Origin of the sequence: Nocardia transvalensis NBRC 15921, assembly GCF_000308875.1 — a bacterium.
GTDB classification, from domain to species: Bacteria; Actinomycetota; Actinomycetes; order Mycobacteriales; family Mycobacteriaceae; genus Nocardia; species Nocardia transvalensis.
Genome location: NZ_BAGL01000064.1, coordinates 89,967 through 115,810, shown reverse-complemented (window position 1 = coordinate 115,810; position 25,844 = coordinate 89,967). Strand labels below are relative to the sequence as shown.

The following is a 25,844-nucleotide window of genomic DNA, read 5'->3' as shown; positions in this document are numbered from 1 at the left end:
ATAGAGTGTCGCCCCATGGATGTCCTGTTTGCCCCGTTCGAGGTCTCTTTCGTGCAGAGAGCGCTGTGGGGAGGACTGCTCGTCTCGTGCGTGTGCGCCCTGGCCGGGACGTGGGTCGTGGTGCGGGGCATGGCATTTCTGGGTGACGCGATGGCGCACGGGATGCTTCCCGGGGTGGCGGTCGCCTCGCTGCTCGGCGGCGATCTGCTGCTGGGCGCGGCGTGCAGCGCGGCGGCGATGGCGCTGGGAGTGACCGCGCTGCAACGCAATCCGCGGTTCGGCGCCGATACCGGCATCGGCCTGGTGTTCGTCGGGATGCTGGCGGCGGGGGTGATCATCGTGTCGCGCTCGCAGTCGTTCGCCGTGGACGTGACCGGCTTCCTGTTCGGTGACGTCCTCGCCATCCGGGAGCGCGATCTGGTCTACCTCGCTGTGGCGCTGGCCGTTTCGGTGGTCATCGCCGGGCTCGGCCATCGCGCGTTCGTGGCGCTGGCGTTCGATCCGCGCAAGGCGCACACCCTCGGACTGCGACCACGCTGGGCACAGGCGGCGCTGCTCGCACTGCTGACCGTGGCGATCGTGGCCTCCTTCCACGTCGCGGGGACGCTGCTGGTATTCGGACTGCTGATCGCCCCGCCGGCGGCCGCGATCCACTGGGCCGACCGGATTCCCGTGATCATGCTGCTCGCGGCCCTGATCGGCGGCTTCTCCACGGTCACCGGCCTGCTGATCTCCTGGCACGCGGGCACCGCCGCCGGAGCGACCGTCGTCGCCGTCGCGGTCGCCGTCTTCTTCGTCTCGGTCCTCGCGGCCCGCGTGCGCGAGCGGGTGCGCCGGGGCGGCCTTCGCGCGGCGAACACCGTCGCCCTGCTGGGCGCCCTGGTCGCGGTGCTGCCGGTGGTGGGATGTGGTTCGGACACAGGCGATTCCGCGCCGGTCACTCCGGTTCCGCACGGATACGTCGAGGGCGCGGAGGAGACGGACGCACCGCAGACCCGCGTGGTCGTGGCCGATTCCGCGGGCGCGGTGCGAGTGGTCGACCTCATCGACGAGAAGGTCACCGAGGCCGGAAAAGTGCCCGGCGCGACCGGGATTCACGGTGACGACCGGTTCGCCTACATCAGTTCCGGCGCTTCGGCAGACGTGGTCGACGGCGGCGCGTGGACCGTGGACCACGGCGATCACATGCACTACTACCGCGCGGCGATCCGGGAGGCGGGCACGCTCGAGCGCGTCGCCCCGGTCGCGGTGCACAGCGATCCGGTGGTCACCGCGGTCGTGACCGGCACCGGCACGGTGCTGCTGGACCGGGCCGCGCTGGATTCCGGGAAGGTCACCGAACGGCGGTCGCTGCCCGGCGCGCTCGCGGCGCCGTACGCCGAGCACGTCGCGGTCGTCACCGACACCGGGCGGGCGGAGATCCGCACCCGCGACGACGCCGCGGCGGCCCAGCTGCCCGATGCCTGCCCGTCGCCGCGCGGGTCCGCGGTGACCCGGCGCGGGCTCGTCTTCGGCTGCGCCGACGGCGCGCTGGTGGTGACCGCGCACGACGGCCGGTTCGAATCCGCGAAAATCGGCTACCCGCAACCGGTTCCGGACACCGAGCGCGCCACGGAGTTCCGGAACCGTCCGGGCAGCACCACTCTCGTCGCGCGAGCGGGTGACCGGGGCGTGTGGGTTCTCGACATCCGGGCCCGGACATGGAAGCTCGTCGAGACGGGGCCGGTCGTCGCGACCGCCACCGCCGGTGAGGGCAGCGCCCTGCTGACCCTCACCCGCGACGGCGTCCTGCACAGCCACGACGTCACCACCGGCGCGCAGACCGCGCAGGTCCCGCTGCTGTCGGCACCGGTTCCCGACGGCACGCCGCCGCCGGTCGTCGAGATCGATACCGGCCGCGCCTACGTCAACGACGCCGCCGCCCGCGCGGTGTACGAAATCGACTACCGCGACAATCTGCGCCGCGCACGCACTTTCGATCTCGATATCGCGCCGGTGCACATGGTGGAGACGGGCCGATGAGAACCGTGGTCCGCGCCTGTGTGCTGCTGGTCCTGCTCGCGCTCGCCCCGGCGTGCACCGCTTCGGACGACGGCCGTCCCCAGATCGTCGTCACCACCAATATCCTCGGCGACCTCACGCGGGCGGTGGTCGGCGATACGGCCGCGGTCACGGTGCTGATGCCGCCGAACGCCGACCCGCACCAGTTCGCGATCTCCGCGCAGACGGCCGCGCGCATCGAACGCGCCGACCTGCTCGTGCACAACGGATTGGGCCTCGAGGAGGGTGTGCGGCGGCATATCGGGTCGGCCGAACAGGCCGGGGTCCCGGCGGTGGCCGTCGGCGAGCTGGTCGACCCGATCCGCTACCGCAATGCCGACGCCAACGGCCCGGATCCGCACTTCTGGACCGACCCCCGGCGGGTGCGCCGCGCCGTGGAGATCCTCGGCGAACGGGTGGCCGGAATCGACGGCGTCGACGCGGCCGCCGTGCGCGCCAACACCTCCCGCTACCTCGCCGAGGTGGACCGGCTCGACGCGTGGATGGGCGAACGGTTCGCCACGATACCCCCGGAGCGCCGCAAACTCGTCACCAACCACCACGTATTCGGCTATCTCGCAGCGCGTTTCGGATTCGAGGTGATCGGCGCGGTCATCCCGGGCGGCACCACCCTCGCCTCGCCGAGCGCCTCCGACCTCGCCGGTCTGGCCGACACCATCCGCGCCGTAGGGGTTCCCGCCGTCTTCGCCGACTCCTCCCAGCCCGATCGCCTCGCCCGCGTGCTGGCCGAGCAGGCCGGGTTACACGTCCGGGTGATCGCCCTGTACTCGGAGTCGCTGACCGAACCCGGCGGTGGCGCACCCACCTATCCGGACATGATGCGCGCCAACACCGAGGCCATCGTCGGCGGCCTCACGGCGCCGTAACCGACTTTCGCACAACAGGAATGGAGTACCACATGCGGTCACCTCACCGCGCCGCCCGGTCGGCCGCCCTCGCCGGGCTGCTGACCCTCTCGATTGCCGCGAGCGGTTGCGGCACAGACGATTCCGGCGCCGAGCACGGCTCGGAGCATCCGGCGATCACCGACCCGATCGCGGTCAGCTACGACGGCGGCATCCTGCTGCTGGACGGCGCCTCGCTCGCCATCGCCGACGAGGTGAAACTCGACGGCTTCCTGCGCCTCAACCCGGCCGGCGACGACCACCACGTCATGGTGTCGACCAAGGAGGGCTTCCGGGTGCTCGACGCCGTGCACGGCGAACTCACCGACACTCTCTTCCCGGCGGCCGACCCCGGGCACGTCGTCCGGCACGCCGGGCGCACCGTCCTGTTCGCCGACGGCACCGGCGAGGTCACCGCGTTCGACCCGCGGCAGCTCGAGGACGGCACGCCGAAGACCGAGACGTACAAGGCCGCCGCCCCGCACCACGGGGTCGCGATCGAACTGTCCACGGGTGAGCTGGTCGTGACGCTCGGCACCGAGGAGAAGCGCACGGGCATCGCCGTTCTCGACAAGAACCGCAAGGAGATCGCCCGCAACGAGGACTGCCCCGGCGTGCACGGCGAATCGGCCGTCCAGGGCGAGGCCGTCGTCGTCGGCTGCCAGACCGGCGCCCTCGTCTACCGCAACGGCGCGATCACCAAGATGACCAGCCCCACCCCGTACGGCCGCATCGGCAACCAGTCCGGCAGCGACGTCTCCCCCATCGCGCTCGGCGACTACAAGCAGGACAAGGACGCCGAACTCGAACGGCCGCACCAGGTCTCGCTCATCGATACGCGCGACGGCAGCCTGCGGCTGGTGGACATCGGGACCAGCTACACCTTCCGGTCCCTCGCGCGCGGCCCGCAGGGCGAGGCCCTGATCCTCGGCACGGACGGCCGCATCCACGTCGTCGACCCCGTCGCCGGAAAGGTCACGCGCACTATCCCCGTCACCGCCCCGTGGGAGGAACCCCTACGGTGGCAGGAACCGCGACCGGCCCTGTTCGTCCGCGGCGGCGATGCCTACGTCTCCGACACCGCCACCAAGACCGTCCGCCGCATCGATCTGTCGACCGGCGCGACGACGGCCACGGCCACCCTCCCCAACACCCCGAACGAACTCAGCGGCGTCACAGCCCACTGACCACCACCGCCGCCCGCCCACGGACACCCGCTGCCTGCCCACGAACAACACCCGCTGCCCGCCCACGAACAACACCGTTGCCCGCCCACGGACAACACCCGTTGCGCGTACGCGGACAACACCGTTGCCCGCCCAGGGATAGCACCGTTGCCCGCCCAGTTCGTTTGTGGGCGGGCGGCGGTGCCGGTCACAGGTAAGGACGGGTGATCATCTCGATCCCGTGCCCCGCCGGGTCGTGGAAATAGACCCCGCGCCCGCCGTGCTCGTCGTTGGTGGTGCCGGGACGGGTGAAGAACGGGTCCGCCGCGTGGTCGATGCCGCGGTCGCACAGCTTGGCGTAGGCGCGGTCGAACAGGTCGTCGTCCACGAGGAACGCGTAGTGCTGCATCTGGATGTCGACCGGTGGTTCGGCGAATTGCAGCAGTACTCCGTCCTCGCAGAGCAGGTTGGTGAACACACCCCAGGAGGGGGCGTCGGCGAACTCGAAGATATCGCGGAAGAAGGCGGCGGACTCGTTCCGGTCCTTGGCCGCGATGATGGTGTGGTTGAAACGTGCGGACATGAAGTCTCCTGTCGTGATGGATCTGCGAAGCTGGGTGATCATCACGACGGGAGGAGGCGCTCGCGCGCCCCGAACGGCGCTCAGTAGAGCACCGGGTCACCAATCCGTGCGTGGCGTAGCGCCGTCCCGGTAGTCATCGGCGCATACGATACCGAGCGCACCCCCTGAAACTCAACCGGACGAGCGAAAGTCGGCCGACACGGGCATGAGGGGCCGCAAGATCGTCGCCGGACCGATACGCTCGGCGCATGGGTACGCGACTGCGAACCGCACGAAAGCTGTTGCTGGGACGCGAGATCGAACAGATGCTCGCGAAGGCGGGCGTAAGTCAGAGCGAAGCGGCCGCGATCCTGGAGACCAGCCAGAGCCGAATCGCCATGCTGATCGGCGGATCCAGCGCCATCACCGTCGGCGATCTCGAACGTCTCGCCACCGCACTCGGGTTCACCGACCCCGGCTACCGGCAGACACTGCAGGAACTGCGCCGCGAGAGTCACAAGCGCGGTTTCTGGAGCACCGGCTTCCGGCGGGCCTACATCGAGGACCTCCGGCTGCTGGTCGATCTGGAGGCACACGCCTCGCTGCTGCGCGTGACCGAGGCGGAGATCGTCCCCGGCCTGCTGCAGTGCGAGTCCTACATCCGCGCCCTGCACGAGACCGACGACGCCGAGGACGACGATCCGGACCGGGTGACCGTCGAGGATTCGGTGCGGGCCCGGCTGGCGCGCCAGGAGATCCTGCACTCCGCCGATCCCCCGCGGCTCCAGGCGATCCTGTCCGAATCCTGCCTGCGCCGCGCCTACGGCGGCCACACGACCATGCTCGAACAGCTGGAGTACCTGCTGGAACAGTCCCACCGGCCGAACCTGCTCATCCAGGTGCTGCCGTTCACCATCACCACCCACGGCGCGGGAATGGAGGACCGCTTCACCGTCGTGCGGGTGCCCTCCCCCGGCATCGCCGGCGATCTCGACATCGTGGTCGCGGAGAGCCAGGGCGATATCCGCTACATCGACGACAAGGCGGCCGTCGCCGCCCGCGAGACGGTGTGGGCCCGGCTGTCCGCCGCCGCGCTCGGCGCCGACGACACCCGCGACTTCATCGGAAGGGTCGCGCGGTCGTTCCGCCGGAAGACCGTCACCGTTCCCTAGACCCGTCACACAATTCGATATCTGCCGCACTACCGAGGAGATCCGGGATGAACGCCCCCGACTTCGAACCCCGTGAAATCGACGTCAGCCGCCCGTCGTCCGCCCGCCTGTATCACTACTACCTCTCCGGCGAGGCCGTCTTCGAGGTCGACAAGATCTTCGGCGAGCACCTCTTCGAGGTCTTCCCGTACGCCGACGCCTGGGCTCACCACAACCGCGCCTTCCTGCGCCGCGCCGTGAAATTCATGGTGGCACAGGGGATCCGGCAGTTCCTCGATATCGGATCGGGTCTGCCGACCGTCGGAAACACCCACGAGATCAGCCGGGAGTACGCGCCCGAGACGCGGGTCGTGTACGTGGACAACGACCTCGAGGCGGTCAACCGCGCCGACGAGCTGCTGCGGCAGCAGAACGCCATGGACATCACCGCGGTGATCGAGGCCGATCTGCGCAACCCCGAGGTCATCCTCGACCACCCCGAGACCCGCCGGCTCCTCGATTTCGACCGGCCCGTGGGCCTGCTGATCGTCAGCGTCTGGCCGTTCATCCCCGATTCCGACCGCCCGCACGAGCTGATGGAGCGGCTGCGCGACCGCCTGCCCTCAGGCAGTTACGTGGGGATGAGCCACGCCTCGATGTCGGAGGTCGACCCCGAGACCCAGCGGCTCGGCGGCGAGATCTCCGAGATGTACTCCGATACCTCCGACCCGCTGACCATGCGCGACCGCGACGACATCCTCGCGCTGTTCGACGGCCTCGAACTCGTCGAGCCGGGCCTGGTCTACGCCTGCGACTGGCGGCCCGAGGACCCGGTGGACCCCGACGACCAGGCGCGGCCGGGCAATTTCGCGGGCGTCGGATACAAGCGGTAGCACCCATCTCATTGCTGGAGGATTCGATGGCACAGCCGCTGTCGGGAAAAATCGCCGTCGTCACCGGTGCGAGCCGGGGCGTGGGCAAAGGTATCGCGCTGGAACTGGGGGCCGCGGGCGCGACGGTCTATCTCACCGGCCGCACCACCGCGCCCGGACCACTTCCCGGGACGATCACCGAGACCGCGGAGGAGGTCACCGCGCTCGGCGGGACCGGGGTCGCCGTGCGGTGCGACCATCACGACGACGAGCAGGTCGCGGCGCTGTTCACGCGGATCGGCGAGGAGCAGGGCCACCTCGACATCCTGGTGAACAACGTCTTCTCCGCCCCGGATCTGGCCCAGTGGCTGCACCGGCCGTTCTGGGAACTGCCGTTGCAGGCGTGGGATCAGGTGCTCGGGATCGGGCTGCGGTCGCACTACGCCGCTGCGCTGTACGCGGCCCCGCTGCTGTTCGAGGCGCGGCGGACGGGGCGGGTGATCGTCAATATCTCGTCCTCGGGCGCGATTTCCTACGGCCACAACGTCGTCTACGGCGTGGGCAAGGCCGGGGTGGACAAGATGACCGCCGATATGGCGGTCGAGCTGCGCCCGCACGGTGTCGCGGTCGTCTCGATCTGGCCGGGCCTGGTGCACACCGAACTGCTCGCCACCGGCGCCACGACGACCGACGACGGCCGCACCGTCGTGGAGATTCCGGGCACGGGATCGTTCGACATCTCCCACGCCGAATCCCCGCGCTTCGTCGGCCGGGCCGTCGCCGCGCTGGCGAGCGATCCGGACGTCCTCGGACAGTCCGGTGAACGCCTGACCACCGCCGATCTCGCGACCCGGTACGGCTTCACCGACGTGGACGGCGCCGGGCCGGGGGCGAGACTGCGCACGTAAGCCACGCGAGAACGCGTGCGGCGCGGGGCATATCAGGCCTCCGGGTGGATGTGCTCGTGCGCCCAGGCGTCGAATGTGGTGAGCGGAATGCCGAATTCGCGGGCGAACCGCGGGCGGGCCGGCTGGCCGACGACGTTCAGCCATTCGTGCGCCGCACCCATGGCGGGCATGCCCGCCGCGAAGGCCTGCTCCTCGGTCATGTCCGGTGCGGACAGTTTTCTCCCCACCGCGCGGGAGAGGATCGCCGCGATCTCGGTCATCGGCAGGTAGTCGCTCGCCAGTTCCAGCTCGACTTCGTGGAATCGCTCCGGCGCGAGGATCGCCGCGGCCGCCGCCGCGCCGATATCGGTGACCGCGGCCAGCGACAGCTCGGTCTCCGGACGCAGGACGCTCACCAGACCACCCTCGACGCCGCGCGGGAACAGGAACGCCATGGACGGCAGGAAGTTCTCCATGAAGAAGCCGGGCTTGAGCAGCGTCCAGCGCTCGAATCCCGCCGCGCGGACGCGGTCCTGGATCGCCGCCTTGGCGCCGAGTGTGGGTTCCATTGCCGCCCAGCGGCCTTCGGCCCAGCCGGGCGCCTCGACGTGCTGTCCCGCGCCGGAGACCGAGGTGTGCACGAATTGCGGCACCCCGGCGGCCTTCGCGCCCTCGACGAGGGTCACACCCTGAGCCACCTCGCCGTCGAAGTCGAATCCGGTCGCGGACAGCGCGGGCATCTGCACAGAGAACACCGCGCGGGCGCCCGTGGCGGCCCGGATCACGGAATCGCGGTCGAGCAGATCGCCGGTGACCAGTTCGACGCCGAGGGCCTCGACGGCCTTCGCGCGATCGGTGGCGGGATCGCGCACCAGCGCGCGGACCGGAACGCCCGCCGCGCGCAGGGCGCGGGCGGTCGCGCCGCCCTGCCTGCCGGTGGCGCCGGTGATCAGGACGGGTGCGGTATCGGCGGTCATGGCTCTCCTCGGGGGTTCACGCGAAACGGCGGGGCCCGCCGTTTATCCGTTCGGTACGATACGGCGGGCCCCGCCACTTAGCAATACGGAGATGCCACCATGGCCGATCACCAGCGCGCCGACGCCCGGCGCAACTACACGCGCATTCTCGGCGTCGCGGCCGAGGAGGTCGCCGCGCGCGGGGCCGAGGCCTCGCTGGAACAGATCGCCCGCACCGCGGGGGTCGGCTCGGCCACCGTGCGGCGGCACTTCCCCACCCGGCGCGCACTACTGGCGGCGGTCTCCAAGGACCGGATCGAGGCGCTGTGCGTCCGCGCCCACGACCTGGACGGCGACGGCGACAGCCGGGCCGCGCTGCTGGAATGGCTGAACGATGTTGTGGCCTACTGTATTTCGGCCCGCGGGCTCGCGGCGGCGCTCTCCTACGACGCCGACGCCGATCCGGTGGAGGGGAATTCGTGCGCGGCCGTCCTGGAGGAGGCCGGTGAGCCGCTGCTGCGCCGTGCCGTCCGCGACGGCGCGGTCCCGCCCGGTATCACCGTGGCGGATCTGATCACGCTGATCGTCGGGATCGTGCTGGCCACCGAGCACCGCCCGGACCCCCGCGCGGTCGCGGACCGGCTGTTCGGGCTGGCGGTCGAGGGGCTCAGCCCGGTTCGCCGCCGGTGATCCCGACGATCGGCAGGCGCAGGGCCGCCGGGGCGTTCGCGGGCACGACCGGATGCCGCGGCGCGACCGTGCCGACCCGGCGGTAGGGGGCGCCCAGGGCGGGGCGCGGGTCGGCGTCGCCGCGGTTGGGCCACAGCGCGACCGCGCGTTCGGCCTGGGCGGTGATCGTCAGCGACGGGTTCACGCCGAGGTTCGCCGAGATCGTCGAGCCGTCGATGACGTGCAGTCCCGGATGACCGTAGAGACGGTGGTACGGATCGATGACACCGCTGTCCGGCGAGTCGCCGATGACGCAGCCGCCGATGAAGTGCCCGGTCATGGGCACGCCGAACACCGTGGTGATACTCCCCGTGGGAATGCCGTCGATCTTGCCGGCGACGCGCCGCGCCACCTCGTGGCCCGCCGGGATCCAGGTCGGATTCGGTTCTCCCGCACCCTGTCTCGTGCGCATCCGGCGGCCGAACGGCCCGCGCCGGGTGTAGGTGGTAATGGAGTTGTCCACCGACTGCATGACCAGCAGCCCGATCATCCGCTCCGACCAGTGCCGCGGATTGTGGATGACGGGCAGATCGCGCCGGCCCCGCCGCACCTCGCGCAGCCACAACCGCAGCCGCGAGGTGCGCCCGTCCTCGTCGAACATCACCGTGGTGAGCAGCGAGAGCACATTGCTGCCCTTGCCGTAGCGCACCGGCTCGATATGGGTGTCGCCATCGGGATGGATCGAGGAGGTGATGGCCACGCCCTTGGTGAAGTCGGTGCCCTTGTCGCGGCTGCGAACCGACAGCAGCTCTTCGGAATTGGTGCGCGACAGGTAGCCGAGCCGCCCCGAGATATGCGGCAGCGACCCGGTGTCGCGCAGGCGGTGCAGGAGTTTCTGCGTGCCCAGCGCGGCGGCCGAGAACACCACCTGCTCGGCGGTGAAGGCCCTGCGGGACTTGCGAATCCAGCGCCCGGTGCGCACAGTGTCGATCGCGTAGCCGCCGCCCGGCAGCGGCCGCACATCGACGACGGTGGTGAGCGGATGCACGGTGGCGCCGGACTTCTCGGCCAGATACAGGTAGTTCTTGACGAGGGTGTTCTTGGCGTTGTGCCGGCAGCCGGTCATGCACTCGCCACAGTGGGTGCAGGCATTGCGCTCCGGGCCGACGCCGCCGAAGAACGGGTCCGGGACCGCCTCCCCGGGCCGGATGCCGTTGCCGCCGAACAGGACTCCGACCGGCGTGCGCCGACAGCTGTCGCGCACGCCCAGATCCTCGGCCACCTCGGCCAGCACCCGGTCGGCAGCGGTGGTCGCCGGGTTCACGGTCACGCCCAGCATGCGCTTGGCCTGGTCGTAGTGCGGGGCGAGTTCGTCGTGCCAGTCGGTGATGTGGGACCACTGCGGGTCCGCGAAGAACTTGGCCGGAGGTTCGTAGAGGGTGTTCGCGTACACGAGCGAGCCGCCGCCCACACCCGCGCCGCTCATGATGAAGGTGTCCTCGAGCAGCGTCAGGCGCTGGATGCCGTAGCAGCCGAGTTTCGGCGCCCACAGGAAGCGGCGGGCGCGCCACGAGGTCGCGGCGAACTCGTCGTCGGCGAAGCGGCGACCGGATTCCAGCACGCCGACCCGGTATCCCTTCTCGGTCAGGCGCAGCGCGGTCACACTGCCGCCGAATCCGGATCCGATGACCACCACGTCGTAGTCGAACGCCATCGACCTGCCTTCCGTCGCCCCTGTCGTCCACCTGCGAAGTTAGCCCGGAACGGCGGGCGGGCGGGACACAGCCGCGGCCACGAAATCGGTATTTCCGGCCATCTCTCGCGGCGGCGGGACCGGCCGGAACCCCTGTTCGCGGCGTCGCGGAACCGCGAAAACGGTTGTCCGAGCGGCATTTAGCCTCCGGATACGGCCCGAGGCGAGCCTTCCCAGCGCTGACACCATCTACTATCGAGTTACGTACACGTGAACCGCGGGCGAGCACACGGCGAGCCCGCGTTCGCGTCGGACGGCGATCGGCAGGAGGAGCGGGTGGCGAGCCCACGGAGAGTCGTCGCGTCGGGAGCCGGCGCATGAGCATCGCGATCTGCCTGCTGGTCTACGGCTTCACCGTGGCCGTCCTCGCGCCTCCGCTGCTGCGGCGGCTCGCCACCAGCCGCGCCGGGCCCCGCACCGTGCTCGGCGCCTGGGTCGCCGTACTCGGATCCGTCACCGCCGCTTGGGTTTTCGCACCCGTCATCCTGGTCGCCGACGTGCTGATCCACCTCGCGCATCCGGAGCGCGCGAGCCTGGTCGGCGCCTGCCTGGAACAACTGCGGGACGTGGTCACGGGCCGCTACGGCTATCTGGCCGAGGCCGGGCTGCTGGTGCTGGCGACCTCTGCGGCCCTGGCGTCCGCGGTGGCGGTGACGCGGCTGGGCCGGATCCTGGTGCGCGCCCGGTCCACCACCCACGAACACGCCCGCATGGTCCGGATCGCCGGGCGTCACAGCCCCGAACTGGACGCCGTCGTCCTCGCCGTCGGCGCGCCCGCCGCCTACAGCGTGGCGGGTAAGCACGGCACCGTGGTGGTGACCGAGGGCGTGATCGCGGCGCTGCGCACCGATCAGCTCGCGGCCGTGCTGGCGCACGAGCGCGCACACCTCGACGGCCGCCATCACCTGCTGCTCGCGGCCACGCGCGGGCTGACCAGCGTCTTCCCCCGGGTCAGGCTGTTCGCCACCGGCGCCGCCGAGGTCGCCCTGCTGCTCGAGACGATCGCCGACGATGCCGCGGCCCGCCTGCACGGCCCCGACGCCGTGCTGCGGGCGCTGGTCACCCTCTCCGAACTCACGGCCGGAACCACCGGCGGCCTCGGCGCGACGGGGCTCGGACTGCCCGCGCGGGCCGACCGGCTCGCGGCGGGTGCGCGCACCGCGCCGAAGTCCCGAATTCGCGTGCGGCCCACCACGACCGCCATGACGATCGGTCCCGCCGCCGCCACCCTCATCGCCGCGGTCGGCATCGCCACGTGCGCGTCCGAGCAAGTGCTGCCGGCTCAGCCGCTGCGGCCGTCCGCCGGCGCGCGGACGTCCCAATCCCACCCGGTGCCGACGCTGCCGCGCTGAGCGGTCATCGCGTGGTGCGGCGCGACCACGTGCGCAGTGCCGTGCGCAGGCTCTGCGACTGCTCGGCGCTGATGCCGTCCAGGAAGTGCGCCAAGACCAATTCGGCCCGGCCGCCACAACCCAGCGCCTCCCGCATCAGGCGCGCACCGTGCTGCTCCCGCGTGAGAGTCGGCCGGTACAGGTAGGCGCGGCCCTCCCGTTCGCGCTCGAGCCAGCCTTTGCGGTGCAGGTTGTCCATGGTGGACATGACCGTGGTGTAGGCGATGTGGCGCTCCGCGGACAGCTCGTCGAAGACCGCGCGCACCGTCGTCGGCCCGTCCGATCGCCAGAGCCGGTCCATCACCACACCTTCCAGATCACCGAAACCCCGTGTGCCCACCGTCCGTTCTCCCTCATCAGCACGGCTCGGCCGCCCAGGCACGCGACGTCGGCGGGGCCACCCGTCCGGCACGGGCCGGCCGCCGCCGTGCGACGCCGCGGTGACGCCACGCGGCACCTCCTACGTACCTAGATAGTAGGTCACCGGCGGCGCGCCCGCGTGACAATTCATGTCACGGCGTCCGGAACCCGCGCAATGATCTTGCAGAACAGGAGGGTCAGGGAGACAGGCTCACGCCTGGGCGGACTCCCAGACGAAACCGTCCGGGTCCGTGCAGGGCCCGACGCCGCCGGACACGGCGAGCCGATGCGACCCGCTCCCGTCTGCGGGAACGCCCGCGTCCTTGGCGGCGGCGCGACGTCCGTACAGCGCCAGCGTCACCGGCGAGGCGCCGGCCTCGAATTCGACGTACTTGCTGCCGAAGCTCTTCGCCACGGTCAGGCCGCGGTCGATATAGAACTGCTTGGTGGCCTTGACATTGTCGACCCCGAGCAGCAGCACGAAGCTGTCCACCTTCCGGGTGATCGGCGCGGTGTCCTTCTTCGACGAGGTCGCGATCTTCCACAGCGTCCCGTCCGGCGCCCGCAGAACGCCCCCGTAGCCCCAGAAACTCTTCTTCGCCGGTTTCACCACGGTCGCGCCCGCGGCGAGCGCGGTGTCGAAGAAACTGTCCACGATGCCGGGCTGCGAGACCACGAGCGACAGCACGAACCCGCGGAATCCGGTAGTGGGCGCCTCGGAGGCACGCACCCGCACCCGATCGCCGAGACCGAACGCGGCCTCGTAGAAGGCCGCCGAGGCAGCGGGGTCGTCACTCTCGAGAACGACGGAGTCGATGGTGGCCTGGTTGGTTGTGATGTTCATGTCGTAGACGCTAATTTCCACCGGCCTGCCCGCGCTTCTCGATTCCTGACCGGTGTCCGGGAGGTTCGCGTCACGTTCGCGCGTAACCGCGGACGACGAGTGCGGAGATCAGGCACCAGAGGTCGTCGGCGCGCGTGGGGTCGTAGCCGGTGAGGTGCGCGATTCTCTTGAGCCGGTAGTCGACGGTATTGGTGTGGATATGCAGCATCCGCGCCGTCCGCTGCCGATCGAGGTTGTTGTCGAGATGGCAGCGCAGCGTCCGCAGCAGTTCGGGGTGGTCGTCGAGGGGATCCAGCACGGCCCGCAGTTGCTCGCGGCCGGGCCCGGGGCGGGTGATCTGGTATTCGAGGGCGACGTCGGCGGTGCGGTAGAGGCCGGACCGGCACCCCAGATTCTGCGCGGTGTCCAGCAGTTCGTGCACCTGGCGCGCGATGTGCGGGATGTCGTCGGTCGCCGCCGTCAGCACGGCCGCGACGATCGGCACCTGCGCCGCGGCCGACATCGACTCGATCAGCCGGTCGAGCTCGCCGTCGGTCATGGACTGCTCCGGGATCAGCATCGTGCCGCCGGTCACGCTCAGCAGCGACAGTGCCGTGCCGCCGCACTCGGTGGCCAGGTGCGACTGGGCGCGCCGCAGCGTGCGGCGGGCGACGACGTCGGCGTCGACTCCGGGCGCCCGCTGCTCGGGATGCGGCGAAATCGCCACGGCGACAACGTGGTAGCGGTCGGCGACGCCGATGCCGCCGTGCCGGGCCATCGCGGCGTCGGCGTGGCCGCTCAGCAGGGCGGAGGTGAGGGTGTGGACGGCGGTGTGGTGTTCGCTGACCACCGACCGGAGTTCGCGGATATAGGCGCGGGTGAGCGTGACGGTGATGAGTTCGAGCACGTCCAGCTGCCGCCGGGCGTGGTCGCGGACGGATTCGAACTCGGCCGGGGTCGCGCGGGCGTGCACGAGGTCGGCGCCGATCCGGAACCCTTCGTGCACGGCCTGTTCGATGATGTCGAGCGGGATGCCCTCCCGTGCCCACTGCGCGGCGACCTCCTCGAGCCGGGGCAGCGTTTCGGGCACGGTGTCGTCGTCGTACATGCTCAGGGCCAATTGCAGGCACAGCCGCGTCACCACGGAGACATCGCCGCGCAGCGCCTCGGCCGGGAGCGTGCGGCACGTCGCGACCTCCTCGGCGAACCGCGACACCATCGTGCGCGACACGCTCCACACATCGCGCAGCGGTGACGTGAACACCCGCCCGGTCACCGTCCGGTCGATCGGATTCGGACTCTTCCCGCTCATGGCCGGCCCCTTCCCAGTCACGCCCGTGCGGCGACCGCGCCACCGTAACGACGCCCCGGCCCGGCGCGGGGCCGGTGCCCGAAACCTCTGGGATTCGGTCCGAAACGGCCGTCATCCGGCCTATGAGAGTTCACAGCCGCGGCCGAAGAGGGGACGAATGACGTTTCGCCGTCGCGCCTTTCGGGAGTTGCGGGGTACGTGTGCGGGCGGTGGCGGTGGCAGCGCGCAGCCGGGACCTCCTGCGGCCGGGCAGACGTCACATCGGAGGTCGTGGAGCGGCTTTACCTCGGTGGGCGGGCTTTCACGCGCTGCCACCACTGCTCATGCTCGCCGATGGGGCGGCGAACCGGTGAGGCCGCGAAGATCACCCCCTACCCCTATTGCGCCCCAACGGAATCGGGCGTGTTTCGCCGCGGGGCACAGCACGGTGCGACGGAATCGGGCGTGGTTACACAGCGAGGCACAGCACGGTGCAACGGAATCGAGCATGGTTACACAGCGGAGCACAGGACGGTGCAACGGAGTCGGGCGTGGTTACGCGGCCGGGCACAGCACGGTGCAACCGAACCGGGCGTGGTTACACAGCAGGGCACAGCACGGCGCGACCGAACCGGGCGTTGTTACACAGCAGGGCACAGCACGGTGTAACCGAATCGGGCGTGGTTACGCGGCCGGGCACAGGACGGTGCGGTCGAACGGGCCGCCGTGGGACGCGGCGTGGGCGACGGCGGCATTCACCTCGTCGAGCGGGAACGTGGCCACTCGTTCGGGGGTGAGGTCGAGGGCCCCGGATGCCACGAGGCGGATGATCCCGGTGTTCGCCGACCGCGGGCCCATCCATTGGCCGCGCACGGTGATCGAGTTGCGCATGAGCCACGGGTACGGGAGCGCGAGGTCGTCGCCGCCGAGCATGCCGACACCGCCCATGAGAACCACGCGGCCGTACTCGCGGACCGTCGTGATCGCCGTGCGCACGACCGCTGCGGGGGCTTCGGGCGGAAGCAGATCGATGGCCATGTCGACCGGGCCGCCCGCCGCCTCGAGCAGGGCGGCGTGATCGCGCTCCGCGTCCCCGGTCAGGGTCACGGTGCGCACGCGCGGGCCGAAGCGCTCCGCGAGCACGTCGAGCGCGGCGCGATTGCGGCCCGGGGCGACGACCCGGCCCGCACCCATCGCCAGCCCGACCGCCACCGCGCTGCTGCCGAAATTTCCGGTGGCGCCGCTGACGAGCAACGTCTCACCGGCCGCCAGCCCGCCCGCGAGCAACCCGCTGTAGGGGACGGTGTGCACGCTGAGCGCGGCCCAGCGCGCGAGGTCGTCCCCGGCGGTAGCCGGGAGCCGGTACACGTTCTCCGTCGGCACCCGCATCAGCTCGGCGAACGATCCGTCGTGCCAGTGCCGGGCCAGCCGCGCGCCGCCCGGACCGCGAGAAGACCAGCCCTGCAACGTGATATCCGGGGTGAGCGCGTCGTCTCGCGAGCGCACCGTCGCATCGCACCACACCAGATCGCCCGCGCGCACGGCCGTCGCGTCGGGCCCGGTCCGGACGACCCGGCCCACCCCGCCGACGCCCGGCACGACCGGCGGCTCCAGCGGATAGTTCCGCTCCCCGCCGAATACCTCGGCCGCGTACGGGAGCACGCAGGCGGCGAGCACCTCCACCAGCACCTCGCCCCCGTCCGTCCCGGGGTCGGGCGCCTCCCGCACCGTGAGCGGGCTGCCGAACGCCGTGAGTACCACTGCCTTCATACCGGTGTCCTCCTTCGTGATCGACCTCGACGCTAGGAGCGCCGCCCCCATGCGACAAGCGAAGATCCGGCACACCTGGTATGCGTAGTAGGCATGGAGGTGTCGAGTGCGAACCTGCGGGTGTTGCGGCAGGTGGCCGAGTCGGGCAGTTTCACCGCGGCGGCCGCGCAACTCGGCTATACGCAATCGGCGGTCTCGCGGCAGGCGGCGGCCCTCGAGCGAAGCGCGGGCGCGACGCTGTTCGAGCGGCACCCGGACGGGGTGCGGCTGACTGCCGCCGGGCTGGTCCTGCTACGGCACGGCCGGGCGATCCTGGACGCCCTCGACGCCGCCGACCGGGAGCTGACCGGCGAGGTCCCGCGCACCGAGGCGGTCCGGCTCGGCGCGTTCCTCAGCGCGGGGGCGGCCGTCCTGCCCGCCACCCTGGCACGGCTCGCCCGGACGAACCCGCAGGTGCGGGTCACCACGCGCGAAGGCACGTCCCCCGGCCTCGTGCGCGCGCTGCGGGCGGGAACCATCGATATCGCCGTCCTCGCGGCCCGCCCGCCCTACCGGCTGCCGGGCGAGGACGCCCCGCGCCTGCACGTGGAGGCGGCGGGCGATACCGAACTACTCGTCGCGGCGGCGGCCACCGGCGAATTCGCCGGGCGCACAACGGTACACGTGGACGACCTGGCCGAGGCCGCGTGGATCGCCACCCCGTCGTCGAGCGCCGAACCGCTGCTGGGCGTGTGGCCCGGCCTGCCCGGACGGCCGCGCGTCGTCCACGGCACGCGCGACTGGCTGACGAAGTTGCGCCTGGTCGCGGGCGGTTTCGGCATCACCACGGTGCCCGCTCGCCTGGCTCCGATACTCCCGCCCGAGGTCGTCCTGCTCCGCGTCGAGGGTGCGCCGCCGGAACTCCGCCGGATCCTGGTCGCCCGGCTTCCGGGCCCGCCGACGCCCGGAATCGAAGCGGTCGCCCGCGCCGTCGCGGCGGCCGTCTGAGGCGATCGCCGGGGAGCCGCTACCCGGACTCCCGCGGGACGAGGCGATGGGTGTGGGCGTAGACCGCGGCGTGGACGCGGTCGCGCACACCGAGTTTCGCGAGCAGGTGGGAGACGTGGGTCTTGACCGTCTGCTCGCCCACGCCGAGGGCGCGGGCTATCTCGGGATTGGTGCGCGCCTTCGCGATCAGCAGCAGGACCTCGTGCTCGCGGGCGGTGAGCGTCTCCGCCTCCGGCGCGCCGCGGAACGGTTCGGCCTCGCCCGACAGCCGCACGATCAGCGTGCGCGTCCGGTGCGGATCGAGGAGGGCGTGGCCGCGGGCCGCCGTCCGGATCGCCGCGATCAGATCCCGGGCGGGGAGACCCTTGGTGAGGAATCCGCTCGTGCCGAGACGCAGTGCGCGATAGAGGTTCTCGTCGGTGTCGGCGGTGGCGAGGGCGAGGATCCGGGTCCGGCCGCCGAGCGCCGCGACCGTCTCGGCGGCGGCCGCATCGTCGAGACCGGGCATATCGAGATCGAGGATGGCGACATCGGGCCGATGCCGCAGCAGTCCCTCGGCCACGGCCACGCCGTCGCCGACCTCCGCGACGCAGTCGATATCCGGCTGCGTCCCGATCACCGCGCGCAACCCGGACCGGAATACCGTGTGGCCGTTCGCCAGCAGCACCGAGATCACCGGGTGTTGTGCCGGCAGAACCGATTCCGGCCCGCGCGGGTCGAACTCGCTCGCCGCGCCGTGACCGGCGACCGGGGTCTGCGCCTGCGCGCTGCCCACCGAGAGCACCGTGGCGGCGAGGGCGAGCAGCAGCGACCACACCACCCGCAGCAGCGGGCGGGTGGCGGACGTCGTGGCCATAATCCTCCGACCGTATCCGATTCAGCGCAGGAAGCCGGTGTAGTTCCTGGTCATCAGCCGGCTCTCGATCTGCTTGATCGTATCCAGGCCGACGCTCACCACGATCAGCACCGAGGTGCCGCCGAACACGAGCGCCTGCCCGGCACCCGCGGCGCCGGAATGCAGCAGCAGATTCGGCAGCACCGCCACGGCGCCGAGGTAGAGCGAGCCGGGCAGGGTGATCCGGCTGAGGACATACCCCAGGTAGCCGGCCGTCGGCGCGCCGGGACGATACCCCGGGATGAAGCCGCCGAACTTCTTCATCTCCTCCGCCCGCTCCCCGGGATTCAGCGTGACCCCCACGTAGAAGTACGTGAAGAACAGGATCAGCGCGACATAGGCGGTCGTGTACACCGGATTGCCCGGGTCGACCAGATACTTCTCGATCAGCTCCCGCCACCCGCCCGATCCCCGCGGGGTCAGCTGGACCAGCAGGTGCGGCATCGCCAGCAGCGAGGACGCGAACACGACCGGCACCACCCCGGCCTGATTGACCTTCAACGGCAGATACGTGGAGGAACCCCCGTACATCCGGCGGCCGACCACGCGCTTGCTGTACTGGACCGGAATCCGCCGCTGCCCCTGCTCGACGAAGATCACCGCCACGAGCGTCAGGAATATCGCCACGCCCAGTCCGGTGCACACGAGCGCGCCGCGGCTCTGCAGGATCGCCCCGGCCTGGCTCGGAATCCGGGCGACGATGCCCGCGAAGATCAGCAGCGACATCCCGTTGCCGACCCCGCGCTCGGTGATCAGCTCGCCGAACCACATCACCAGCGCCGCCCCCGCACTCATGACCAGCACGACGACGACCATGCCGAAGGGCGTGGCATCCGCCAGGATCGGCTCGGGGCAGTCCGGCATCAGCTGCCCGCGCACCGCCAGCGCCACCAGCGCCGAGGCCTGCAGCGCCGCGAGCGACATCGCGAGATAGCGGGTGTACTGCGTGATCCGCGCCTGGCCCGCCTGCCCGTCCGTGCGCAGTTCCTCGAACCGCGGGATCACGACGGTCAGCAGCTGCGTGATGATGCTCGCGGTGATGTACGGCAGGATCCCGATGGCGAACACCGACAGTTGCAGCATCGCACCGCCGGAGAACAGGTCGACGAGCTCGTAGATCCCCGCGGCGCCGGAGCCCGAGGACCGGCCGGCGCAGGCGCGGATCGCGTGGTAGTCGACGCCCGGCGAGGGAATCGCCGCGCCGAGCCGGTACAGCGCGAGCAATCCGAGCGTGAAGAGGATCTTCCGCCGCAGGTCCGGGGTCCGGAGAGCGGGTACGAGGGCGGACAGCAAAAATCCTCCTGGCGGGGCGGGACGAAGGGACGACGGACTTCGACGGTACGAAAGTCCTTGTCTCCCTACGTCGCCCGTGAGTCGGACTTCGCCCTCCCCCGACAGCGGGAGGTCGCGGGGAATTCGGGGGTTGGCCGATCCCCCGCGGGGGTACCTCTACACCATGCGCGCAGCACCGGAGCGGATCCTCGGGGCGGAGCCCGGGACCGCCTTTTTAGCGGTGCTGACATGCGCGCTGTTCGCGGTCACCATGGGCCTGCTCGCCGGTTCGGTCGCGCTGGCTCTGATCACCGTGCCGCTCATGGCTTTCGGAATCCTCGCGACCTCCCGGCTCCTGCCGTCGCGCTCGGTGCCGACCCCGCGCCGGGAGGCTCCCCCGCGCCGCGTCCTGAGCGACGATACGAGCCCGTCGCCCCGCTGACGCCGGCTCACGGCCGCGATCTCACGAGGACTGGGCCTCCTCCGCCAGGTACAGCGGCCGGAACGCCTGTGCGGGTGGATGTTCCAGCATCCGGGCGAACGATCGGGCCGACGCGGGCCATGGGTTGGTGACGCAGCCGTTGGCGTGTTTGTACCAGCTGGGCTGGTGGGTGGCGGGCCAGACCGTGCGGGTGAGCGCCTCGTCCAGCCACCGGCGATACGCCGCCGCCGCGTCGGCCCGGACCTCCACCGCGGGCGCGCCGATCTGCGCGCGCCACCGCAGACACCGCAGGATGTAATCGATCTGGATCTCCTTCATACCCGGATTGCTGCCCGCCGGATTGAACGTGTTGGGCCCGGCGATCAGGAAGGCGTTGGGATACCCCGGCACCGCCAGCCCGAGGAAGGCGTCGGCCCCGCCCGCCCAGTCCTCCGCGAGCAGCCGCCCGCCGCGCCCGCGAACCGTTAGGGGTGCCAGAAAATCCGCCGCGCGGAATCCGGTGGCGAACACTACGATGTCGGCCGGCCGGTGCGTGCCGTCGGCGGTATCGATTCCCGTGGGCGTGAGGCGGACGATCGGATCGGTCACCAATTCCACGGTAGGACGAGCCAGGGCCCGGTAGAACCCGTTGTCGAAGAGGATCCGCTTGGTGCCGATCGGGTACCGCGGCGTGACCGCCGCCCGCAGCCGCGGGTCCTGCACCGAGCGGCGCAGGTGCGCGCGGGCGACCCATTCCGCGGGCCGCGCCGACCAGCCCCGTCGCATCATCGGCGCGAGCAGCGCGTCCGCGCCGTGCGACAGCGCCGTCCGGTAGAGCCGGTGCCCGCCGGGCAGCGACAGCGCCGCGTGGGTCAGCGCGCCGAACTCGCGCGCGGGCTTGGGCAGTATCCAGTGCGGCGTGCGCTGGTACACCCGCACGCCGCGCGCGACCTCGGCCACGTGCGGAAGCAGCTGTGCGGCACTGGAACCCGTGCCGATCACCGCGACGTCCCGGCCGTCGAACTCCACGCCGTGCCGCCAGCGCGCTGTGTGGAACGTCACACCCGCGAAACGGTCGAGACCCGGGATATCGGGCGTGAAGGGGCGATGCAACTGCCCGGTGGCGAAGACGACCACCTCGGTGCGAAGCGTCGCTCCGGACTCAGTGGCAAGTTCCCAGCATCCGGTCTCGTCACAGTAGGTGGCCGATACGATCCGGGTGCGCGTCCGCAAGCGCCCGTACAGATCGTGCCGACGGGCGACCTGTTGCAGATACGCCAGGATGTCCGGCTGCCCAGGATATCGGCTCCGGGTGCCGCGATACGGATCGAACGAGAAAGAATACAGATGAGAGGGCACGTCACAGGCGCATCCGGGATAGGTGTTCTCCCGCCACACCCCGCCTACGTCGTCCCCCTCCTCGGTGATCACGAAGTCGTCGAAGCCCGCCCGCCGTAGCGCGACCGCCATGCCGATGCCCCCGAATCCCGCTCCCACAACCACCAGCCGCACGTCCACGATGACGCACCTCCATCAGGGTCGGAACAACACCTCACACAAAAAGAGTTAACTTCCAGTTAAGCCCCTGCACAAGACAGTTCCGCGCTTCGGTATCCGAATGACACATCACGGATTCGACACCGAGACGATTCCGGGTCGCTGTGCTCCGTCAAGCGGGGTAGACGTGAATTTCACTGGCCTTCACCGCGGCCCACAGCCGCATGCCGGGCCGCAGCCGGAGATCGGCGACCGCGGCGGGGGTGACGTCCGCGAGGACGGGAGGCGCGCCGTCGAGCCGGACGCGGGTGAGGTCGGCATGCTGCTCGAGCCCGGTGAGCGTGACGGGCCAGGTGTTGCGGGGGCTGCCCGTGGGCCGGTCGAGATACAGGCTCACCGCGGTGGGCGGGAACGCGAGGAAAACCGGTCCGGCCGCGGCGCTGCCGACGGTGACGTGGCCGCCGTTGTCGACATCGACGGTGGTCCCCGCGGCGGTGCCGCGGAACAGGTTGAGCCCCACCAGGTTCGCGACGTACTCCGAGCGCGGCCGGCGGGCGATCTCGGTGGGCGGGCCCTGCTGGACGACGACGCCCCGCTCGAGAATCACGAGCCGGTCTGCCAGCACCATGGCGTCGAGCGGATCGTGGGTCACCAGGACGGTGTGGCCCGGATAGTCGCGCAGATGGTGAGCGAGGTCGGCCCGCACCTGGATCCGCGTGCTCGCGTCGAGCGCGGCGAGCGGTTCGTCCAGCAGCAGCAGCGCGGGATCGGTGGCCAGGGCACGGGCCAGCGCCACCCGCTGGGCCTGCCCGCCGGACAGCGCTCGCGGCGTGGACCGCGCGTGCTCGCCCAGCCCGACGCGGTCGAGCCATTCCGTCGCGCGGGCGCGGGCCGCGGCGCGGCGCATACCGCGGGCGCGCAGCCCGAAGGCGACGTTCTCGACCGCCGGAAGATGCTGGAACAGCAGGTAATCCTGGAAGACGACGCCGACCCGGCGGCGCTCGGCGGGCACGAAGACCGAGGGCGGCGCGTCCCAGACCTGATCGGCGACGGCGATGCTGCCGCCGGTGAGGGGCAGCAGCCCGGCCAGGGCGCGCAGCGCGGTGGTCTTGCCCGCGCCGTTGGGTCCCAGCAGCGCCACCACCTCACCGGCCGGGGCGGTGAGGTCGATGTCCAGGCGGAAACGGTCCCGCTCGACCCGCAGTTCGGCCCGCAGCGTCATACCGCGCCTCGAATCCAGCGCTCCCGCAACGTGACCAGCACGGCGACCGAGACCGCGAGCAGCACCAGGCTCAGCACGATCGCGGCGTCCGGATCGGTCTCCAGGGCGAGGTAGACCGCCAGCGGCATGGTGGTCGTGCGGCCGGGGAAGTTGCCCGCGAAGGTGATGGTCGCGCCGAACTCACCGAGCGCCCGCGCCCAGCACAGCACGCCGCCCGCGACCACACCGGGCAGCACCGCGGGCAGCGTGACGCGGCGGAAGGTGTACCAGGGCGAGGCTCCCAGCGTGGCCGCCGCCTCCTCGTACCGGGTGTCGGCGGCGCGCAGCGCGCCCTCGACGGAGATCACCAGGAACGGCATGGCCACGAACGCCTCCGCGATCACGACGCCGGGCGTGGTGAACGGCAGCGACACCCCGAACCAGTCGTAGAGGTACTGCCCGAGCAGGCCGCGCCGCCCGAAGACCAGCAGCAGCGCGACGCCGCCGACGACCGGCGGCAGCACCAGCGGCACCGTCACCAGCGCGCGGATGAGCCCACGGCCGGGCACCCGCGCACGGGCCAGCAGCCAGGCCAGCGGAATACCGAGGAACAGGCAGATCACGGTCGCCAGCGTCGCGCACAGCAGCGAAAGCCGCAGCGCCTCACCGACTTCCGGGCTGGACAGCCGGTCGGCCAGCGTCGGCCACGGCGCGCGCGCCAGCAGTCCGACGAGCGGGACGACGAGGAAGACCAGCGCGCAGACGGCAGGCAGCACCAGGACGACCGGATGCCGCCCGCGGGTCAGCCGCCGCCGACTGCTCACGGAGTGCCGAATCCCGCGTCGGCGAACACCTTCTTCGCCTCGGCGGACCGGACGTAGTCGACGAACGCGGCGGCGGCGGAGGCGTTGGGCGCCTCGGCCAGCGGGGCGATCGGGTAGGTGTTGATCGCCTTCTCCGCCTCCGGGAAGTCGATGCCCGTCACCTTGTCCCCCGCGGCCCGCACGTCGGTGCGGTACACCAGCGCCGCGTCGACCTCGTCGAGGGTCACCTTGGTGAGCGCGGCCTTCACGTCCTGCTCGCGGGTGTCGGGTTGCGGGGTGATGCCGGAGATCTCGAAGACCTTCTCGGCCGCGGCGCCGCAGGGCACCTGCTCGGCGCACAGCGCAAGCCGGGGCTCGGTCCTGCCGAAGTCGGCGAGTCCGGTGATGTGGCCCGGATTGCCCTTGGGCACCGCGATCTCCAGGCGATTGCTGACGAAGGTCGACGGCTGGCCGGTGACCTCACCGGCATCCACGACCTGCTGCATAGTGGCCGGTGCGGCGGAGGCGAAGACATCGGCGGGCGCGCCCTGCTCGATCTGCTGGGCCAGCGCCGAACTCCCGCCGAAGCTGTACACGACCTTCGTCCCGGGATGCGCCGCCTCGAACTGCTTGCCCAGTGTGGTGAAGGTTTCCGTCAGCGACGCGGCCGCGAATACCGTGACCGTCCCGGAGACCCCGTTCGACCCGGACGAGGTGTTCGTGTCGTCGGCGCCGCACGCGGCGAGTCCCGCGGTGACGGTGAGCGCGGCGGCGGCCGCGGCGAGTGTGCGGAATGGCTTCATCCTCGTCAACTTTCCGGTATCTCGACCACGACATGGGTCGATTTGACCGAGGCCACGGCGACGCTGCCGACCTCCAGGCCGAGTTCGTCGACCGACTCCCGGCTCACCAGCGACACCAGCCGGAACGGGCCGGCCTGCATCTCCACCTGCGCCATCACCGTGTCCTTGACGATGCGCGTCACGATGCCGCGCATCCGGTTGCGCGCCGAGGCCGCCACGGTCACGCCGGGCTCGGCGATATCGGCGGACTGGCCGCGCAGCAGTTCGGCCAGGTCCTGGCCGCGGACGCCTTTGCGGCCGTTCTCCAGCCGCACCTCGGCCAGCCGCCCCTGGTCGATCCAGCGGCGGACCGTGTCGTCGCTGACGCCCAGCAGCGCCGCCGCGTCACTGATCCGCAAATTCGTCACAATGGGCAAGCATATTGCCGTGGATGCGGTGCGCAAGCCCTATTCGCCTCCCGATCTGCGATCCAGCGGTCAGCGGCATGGAAATGCCGTTTCCGGGCAGGGCGAGTGCCCCATCGATCAGGCGCATCGACGCGCGGCGCGCAAGGGGCGTCGACGCGCGGCGCGCGGCGCGCAAGGGGGCCGCAAACGCCCCGGCGCGTGCGGACGGGAAGATCCGGGGCCGCGTGGCGATGCCGGATCGACACGGCATCCCGGCCGGGGGCGACGCGCGCTCCCCCCGGTCCTCCGCCGCGATGGATAGGCCCCCTGACATCGGTCGTTGCCACCGCTCCGGCCGCGCGACGGCAGGGATACAGGCCGGGGGTATGACCGGATCGCGAGGGGAAATCGATGGGAGGACGTGTCGAATTTCCTTGTGCGCCATCGCCTATTCACACGGGTGCGCTTTGTTTCGAGGAGGGGTCGACGTGGAGGTGAGGATGGCGAACGAGCGCATGCGGGCCGACGCGGCGCAGGTGCTGGAGGGTCTGGACGAGCAACTGCGCGGCATTGCCGAGGTGCAGCGGCAGCGTGCGGATCTCACCGCCACGATCACCGCGTGCGAGAAGCGCATCAAGGTCACGGTGAACGCCGACGGCCTGCTCATCCACACCGAATTCGCCGAGGACATCCTCGATCTCACCCCCGACGAGATCGCCGAGAACATCACCGCCGCCGTGCAGGCGGCGTCGGCCGAGGTCATGCGTCTCGGCCGCGAACTCATGCGGCCGCTGATGGAACGCCGCACGCGACTGCCGAAACTGTCCGAGATGATCGAGGGCGCACCGGATCTGGGCGAGATGATCCCGGTCGCACCGCCCCCGAAGGCTTCGCTCGACGACCCGGAACGGCCGCGGAACGACTCGCCCGGAACAGGATTCGATACCGGCGCCCGATCGATGATCGCCGACCAGGACTGGTAG

25 protein-coding genes are annotated in these 25,844 nt (G+C 71.0%); 11 read left to right on the top strand and 14 right to left on the bottom strand.

Going from position 1 to position 25,844, the window contains the following annotated elements; all coding sequences use genetic code 11:
- The first annotated feature begins 15 nt into the window (after positions 1–15).
- From aztB to aztD, 3 genes are read left to right on the top strand one after another with little or no spacing between them, the layout of a single operon-like run.
- On the top strand, positions 16–2,022 hold the full coding sequence (gene aztB, locus ON41_RS23700; RefSeq protein ID WP_040749924.1) for a zinc ABC transporter permease AztB: 2,007 nt from the start codon (positions 16–18) through the stop codon (positions 2,020–2,022).
- Positions 2,019–2,927: a zinc ABC transporter substrate-binding protein AztC gene (aztC, locus tag ON41_RS23695; RefSeq protein ID WP_040749923.1), complete on the top strand. Its 909-nt coding sequence runs from the start codon at positions 2,019–2,021 to the stop codon at positions 2,925–2,927. The genes aztB and aztC overlap by 4 nt, the downstream gene beginning before the upstream one ends.
- A 32-nt stretch (positions 2,928–2,959) precedes the next feature.
- Positions 2,960–4,132: a zinc metallochaperone AztD gene (aztD, locus tag ON41_RS23690; RefSeq protein ID WP_040749976.1), complete on the top strand. Its 1,173-nt coding sequence runs from the start codon at positions 2,960–2,962 to the stop codon at positions 4,130–4,132.
- Positions 4,133–4,319: 187 nt separating this feature from the next.
- Here aztD and ON41_RS23685 read toward each other — a convergent pair whose 3' ends face one another.
- Positions 4,320–4,694 carry a VOC family protein gene (locus tag ON41_RS23685; RefSeq protein WP_040749975.1) on the bottom strand — a complete coding sequence of 125 codons (375 nt, stop codon included), beginning with the start codon at positions 4,692–4,694 and terminating at the stop codon, positions 4,320–4,322.
- 248 nt (positions 4,695–4,942) lie between these two features.
- On the opposite strand from ON41_RS23685, the gene ON41_RS23680 reads away from it, so the two are divergent.
- The 3 genes from ON41_RS23680 to ON41_RS23670 are packed head-to-tail and all read left to right on the top strand — an operon-like array spanning position 4,943 to position 7,604.
- On the top strand, positions 4,943–5,845 hold the full coding sequence (locus tag ON41_RS23680; protein ID WP_040749922.1) for a helix-turn-helix domain-containing protein: 903 nt from the start codon (positions 4,943–4,945) through the stop codon (positions 5,843–5,845).
- Between the two features lie 47 nt (positions 5,846–5,892).
- Entirely contained in the window at positions 5,893–6,717 is an 825-nt protein-coding gene (locus ON41_RS23675; RefSeq protein WP_040749921.1) for an SAM-dependent methyltransferase, read from the top strand.
- A 26-nt stretch (positions 6,718–6,743) separates the two neighbouring features.
- A complete protein-coding gene (locus ON41_RS23670; protein ID WP_174411353.1) occupies positions 6,744–7,604 on the top strand; it encodes an SDR family NAD(P)-dependent oxidoreductase in 861 nt (286 codons plus the stop codon).
- 32 nt (positions 7,605–7,636) lie between these two features.
- On the opposite strand, the gene ON41_RS23665 is transcribed toward ON41_RS23670, so the two are convergent.
- Positions 7,637–8,560, bottom strand: a complete 924-nt coding sequence (locus tag ON41_RS23665) for an NmrA family NAD(P)-binding protein (RefSeq protein WP_040749920.1) — start codon at positions 8,558–8,560, stop codon at positions 7,637–7,639.
- A 99-nt stretch (positions 8,561–8,659) separates the two neighbouring features.
- Between ON41_RS23665 and ON41_RS23660 the strand changes: the two genes are divergently transcribed.
- Complete coding sequence (locus ON41_RS23660; RefSeq protein ID WP_040749919.1) at positions 8,660–9,229, top strand: TetR/AcrR family transcriptional regulator; 570 nt, start codon at positions 8,660–8,662, stop codon at positions 9,227–9,229.
- On the opposite strand, the gene ON41_RS23655 is transcribed toward ON41_RS23660, so the two are convergent.
- The gene (locus tag ON41_RS23655; protein ID WP_040749918.1) at positions 9,207–10,922 is read right to left on the bottom strand and encodes an FAD-dependent oxidoreductase; all 1,716 of its coding nucleotides are present in this window, start codon (positions 10,920–10,922) and stop codon (positions 9,207–9,209) included. The two genes, ON41_RS23660 and ON41_RS23655, sit on opposite strands and share 23 nt — an antisense overlap.
- Positions 10,923–11,278: 356 nt before the next feature.
- On the opposite strand from ON41_RS23655, the gene ON41_RS23650 reads away from it, so the two are divergent.
- On the top strand, positions 11,279–12,313 hold the full coding sequence (locus ON41_RS23650) for a M56 family metallopeptidase (protein ID WP_051162312.1): 1,035 nt from the start codon (positions 11,279–11,281) through the stop codon (positions 12,311–12,313).
- 4 nt (positions 12,314–12,317) lie between these two features.
- Here the strand turns inward: ON41_RS23650 and ON41_RS23645 are convergent, their stop codons facing one another.
- The 4 genes from ON41_RS23645 to ON41_RS23630 form a co-directional block, all read right to left on the bottom strand.
- Complete coding sequence (locus ON41_RS23645) at positions 12,318–12,692, bottom strand: BlaI/MecI/CopY family transcriptional regulator (RefSeq protein WP_040749917.1); 375 nt, start codon at positions 12,690–12,692, stop codon at positions 12,318–12,320.
- Between the two features lie 231 nt (positions 12,693–12,923).
- The gene (locus ON41_RS23640) at positions 12,924–13,556 is read right to left on the bottom strand and encodes a VOC family protein (RefSeq protein ID WP_040749916.1); all 633 of its coding nucleotides are present in this window, start codon (positions 13,554–13,556) and stop codon (positions 12,924–12,926) included.
- A 70-nt stretch (positions 13,557–13,626) separates the two neighbouring features.
- Positions 13,627–14,847, bottom strand: a complete 1,221-nt coding sequence (locus ON41_RS23635) for a PucR family transcriptional regulator (protein WP_040749915.1) — start codon at positions 14,845–14,847, stop codon at positions 13,627–13,629.
- 663 nt (positions 14,848–15,510) lie between these two features.
- Positions 15,511–16,596, bottom strand: coding sequence for an alcohol dehydrogenase catalytic domain-containing protein (locus tag ON41_RS23630; RefSeq protein WP_040749914.1), 1,086 nt, complete (start codon positions 16,594–16,596; stop codon positions 15,511–15,513).
- Positions 16,597–16,689: 93 nt separating this feature from the next.
- On the opposite strand from ON41_RS23630, the gene ON41_RS23625 reads away from it, so the two are divergent.
- Complete coding sequence (locus ON41_RS23625) at positions 16,690–17,583, top strand: LysR family transcriptional regulator (RefSeq protein ID WP_040749913.1); 894 nt, start codon at positions 16,690–16,692, stop codon at positions 17,581–17,583.
- A gap of 19 nt (positions 17,584–17,602) precedes the next feature.
- Here ON41_RS23625 and ON41_RS23620 read toward each other — a convergent pair whose 3' ends face one another.
- Together ON41_RS23620 and secY are read right to left on the bottom strand one after the other, a co-directional pair.
- Positions 17,603–18,439: a LuxR C-terminal-related transcriptional regulator gene (locus ON41_RS23620; RefSeq protein ID WP_174411352.1), complete on the bottom strand. Its 837-nt coding sequence runs from the start codon at positions 18,437–18,439 to the stop codon at positions 17,603–17,605.
- A 21-nt stretch (positions 18,440–18,460) separates the two neighbouring features.
- A complete protein-coding gene (secY, locus tag ON41_RS23615; protein WP_040749912.1) occupies positions 18,461–19,771 on the bottom strand; it encodes a preprotein translocase subunit SecY in 1,311 nt (436 codons plus the stop codon).
- Positions 19,772–19,934: 163 nt separating this feature from the next.
- On the opposite strand from secY, the gene ON41_RS23610 reads away from it, so the two are divergent.
- Positions 19,935–20,192 (top strand): hypothetical protein, encoded by a 258-nt coding sequence (locus ON41_RS23610; RefSeq protein ID WP_040749911.1) that lies wholly within the window; start codon positions 19,935–19,937, stop codon positions 20,190–20,192.
- 21 nt (positions 20,193–20,213) lie between these two features.
- Here the strand turns inward: ON41_RS23610 and ON41_RS23605 are convergent, their stop codons facing one another.
- The 5 genes from ON41_RS23605 to ON41_RS23585 all read right to left on the bottom strand — a co-directional run bounded on the left by ON41_RS23605 (position 20,214) and on the right by ON41_RS23585 (position 24,882).
- Positions 20,214–21,689 carry a flavin-containing monooxygenase gene (locus ON41_RS23605; protein ID WP_246829593.1) on the bottom strand — a complete coding sequence of 492 codons (1,476 nt, stop codon included), beginning with the start codon at positions 21,687–21,689 and terminating at the stop codon, positions 20,214–20,216.
- Between the two features lie 151 nt (positions 21,690–21,840).
- Entirely contained in the window at positions 21,841–22,890 is a 1,050-nt protein-coding gene (locus ON41_RS23600) for an ABC transporter ATP-binding protein (protein ID WP_040749909.1), read from the bottom strand.
- Positions 22,887–23,693, bottom strand: coding sequence for a molybdate ABC transporter permease subunit (gene modB, locus ON41_RS23595; RefSeq protein WP_051162310.1), 807 nt, complete (start codon positions 23,691–23,693; stop codon positions 22,887–22,889). The genes ON41_RS23600 and modB overlap by 4 nt, the downstream gene beginning before the upstream one ends.
- Positions 23,690–24,475 carry a molybdate ABC transporter substrate-binding protein gene (gene modA, locus ON41_RS23590; protein ID WP_040749908.1) on the bottom strand — a complete coding sequence of 262 codons (786 nt, stop codon included), beginning with the start codon at positions 24,473–24,475 and terminating at the stop codon, positions 23,690–23,692. Before modA ends, modB begins: the two co-directional genes overlap by 4 nt.
- A 5-nt stretch (positions 24,476–24,480) precedes the next feature.
- Complete coding sequence (locus ON41_RS23585; protein WP_040749907.1) at positions 24,481–24,882, bottom strand: TOBE domain-containing protein; 402 nt, start codon at positions 24,880–24,882, stop codon at positions 24,481–24,483.
- A 479-nt stretch (positions 24,883–25,361) separates the two neighbouring features.
- Here ON41_RS23585 and ON41_RS23580 point away from each other — a divergent pair, with 479 nt between their 5' ends.
- Positions 25,362–25,844: a YbaB/EbfC family nucleoid-associated protein gene (locus ON41_RS23580; protein ID WP_051162308.1), complete on the top strand. Its 483-nt coding sequence runs from the start codon at positions 25,362–25,364 to the stop codon at positions 25,842–25,844.

Excerpts from the sequence above, each read along its gene's own strand:
- ON41_RS23580 (WP_051162308.1), top strand. The coding sequence starts at position 25,362 with ATGGCGAACGAGCGCATGCGGGCCGACGCGGCGCAGGTGCTGGAGGGT.
- ON41_RS23675 (WP_040749921.1), top strand. The coding sequence starts at position 5,893 with ATGAACGCCCCCGACTTCGAACCCCGTGAAATCGACGTCAGCCGCCCG.
- ON41_RS23670 (WP_174411353.1), top strand. The coding sequence starts at position 6,744 with ATGGCACAGCCGCTGTCGGGAAAAATCGCCGTCGTCACCGGTGCGAGC.
- aztD (WP_040749976.1), top strand. The coding sequence starts at position 2,960 with ATGCGGTCACCTCACCGCGCCGCCCGGTCGGCCGCCCTCGCCGGGCTG.
- ON41_RS23620 (WP_174411352.1), bottom strand. The coding sequence starts at position 18,439 with ATGGCCACGACGTCCGCCACCCGCCCGCTGCTGCGGGTGGTGTGGTCG.
- ON41_RS23630 (WP_040749914.1), bottom strand. The coding sequence starts at position 16,596 with ATGAAGGCAGTGGTACTCACGGCGTTCGGCAGCCCGCTCACGGTGCGG.
- ON41_RS23600 (WP_040749909.1), bottom strand. The coding sequence starts at position 22,890 with ATGACGCTGCGGGCCGAACTGCGGGTCGAGCGGGACCGTTTCCGCCTG.
- ON41_RS23625 (WP_040749913.1), top strand. The coding sequence starts at position 16,690 with ATGGAGGTGTCGAGTGCGAACCTGCGGGTGTTGCGGCAGGTGGCCGAG.
- ON41_RS23650 (WP_051162312.1), top strand. The coding sequence starts at position 11,279 with ATGAGCATCGCGATCTGCCTGCTGGTCTACGGCTTCACCGTGGCCGTC.
- ON41_RS23640 (WP_040749916.1), bottom strand. The coding sequence starts at position 13,556 with ATGAACATCACAACCAACCAGGCCACCATCGACTCCGTCGTTCTCGAG.
- modA (WP_040749908.1), bottom strand. The coding sequence starts at position 24,475 with ATGAAGCCATTCCGCACACTCGCCGCGGCCGCCGCCGCGCTCACCGTC.
- ON41_RS23635 (WP_040749915.1), bottom strand. The coding sequence starts at position 14,847 with ATGAGCGGGAAGAGTCCGAATCCGATCGACCGGACGGTGACCGGGCGG.
- ON41_RS23685 (WP_040749975.1), bottom strand. The coding sequence starts at position 4,694 with ATGTCCGCACGTTTCAACCACACCATCATCGCGGCCAAGGACCGGAAC.
- ON41_RS23680 (WP_040749922.1), top strand. The coding sequence starts at position 4,943 with ATGGGTACGCGACTGCGAACCGCACGAAAGCTGTTGCTGGGACGCGAG.
- aztC (WP_040749923.1), top strand. The coding sequence starts at position 2,019 with ATGAGAACCGTGGTCCGCGCCTGTGTGCTGCTGGTCCTGCTCGCGCTC.
- aztB (WP_040749924.1), top strand. The coding sequence starts at position 16 with ATGGATGTCCTGTTTGCCCCGTTCGAGGTCTCTTTCGTGCAGAGAGCG.
- ON41_RS23665 (WP_040749920.1), bottom strand. The coding sequence starts at position 8,560 with ATGACCGCCGATACCGCACCCGTCCTGATCACCGGCGCCACCGGCAGG.
- ON41_RS23655 (WP_040749918.1), bottom strand. The coding sequence starts at position 10,922 with ATGGCGTTCGACTACGACGTGGTGGTCATCGGATCCGGATTCGGCGGC.
- ON41_RS23610 (WP_040749911.1), top strand. The coding sequence starts at position 19,935 with ATGCGCGCAGCACCGGAGCGGATCCTCGGGGCGGAGCCCGGGACCGCC.
- ON41_RS23660 (WP_040749919.1), top strand. The coding sequence starts at position 8,660 with ATGGCCGATCACCAGCGCGCCGACGCCCGGCGCAACTACACGCGCATT.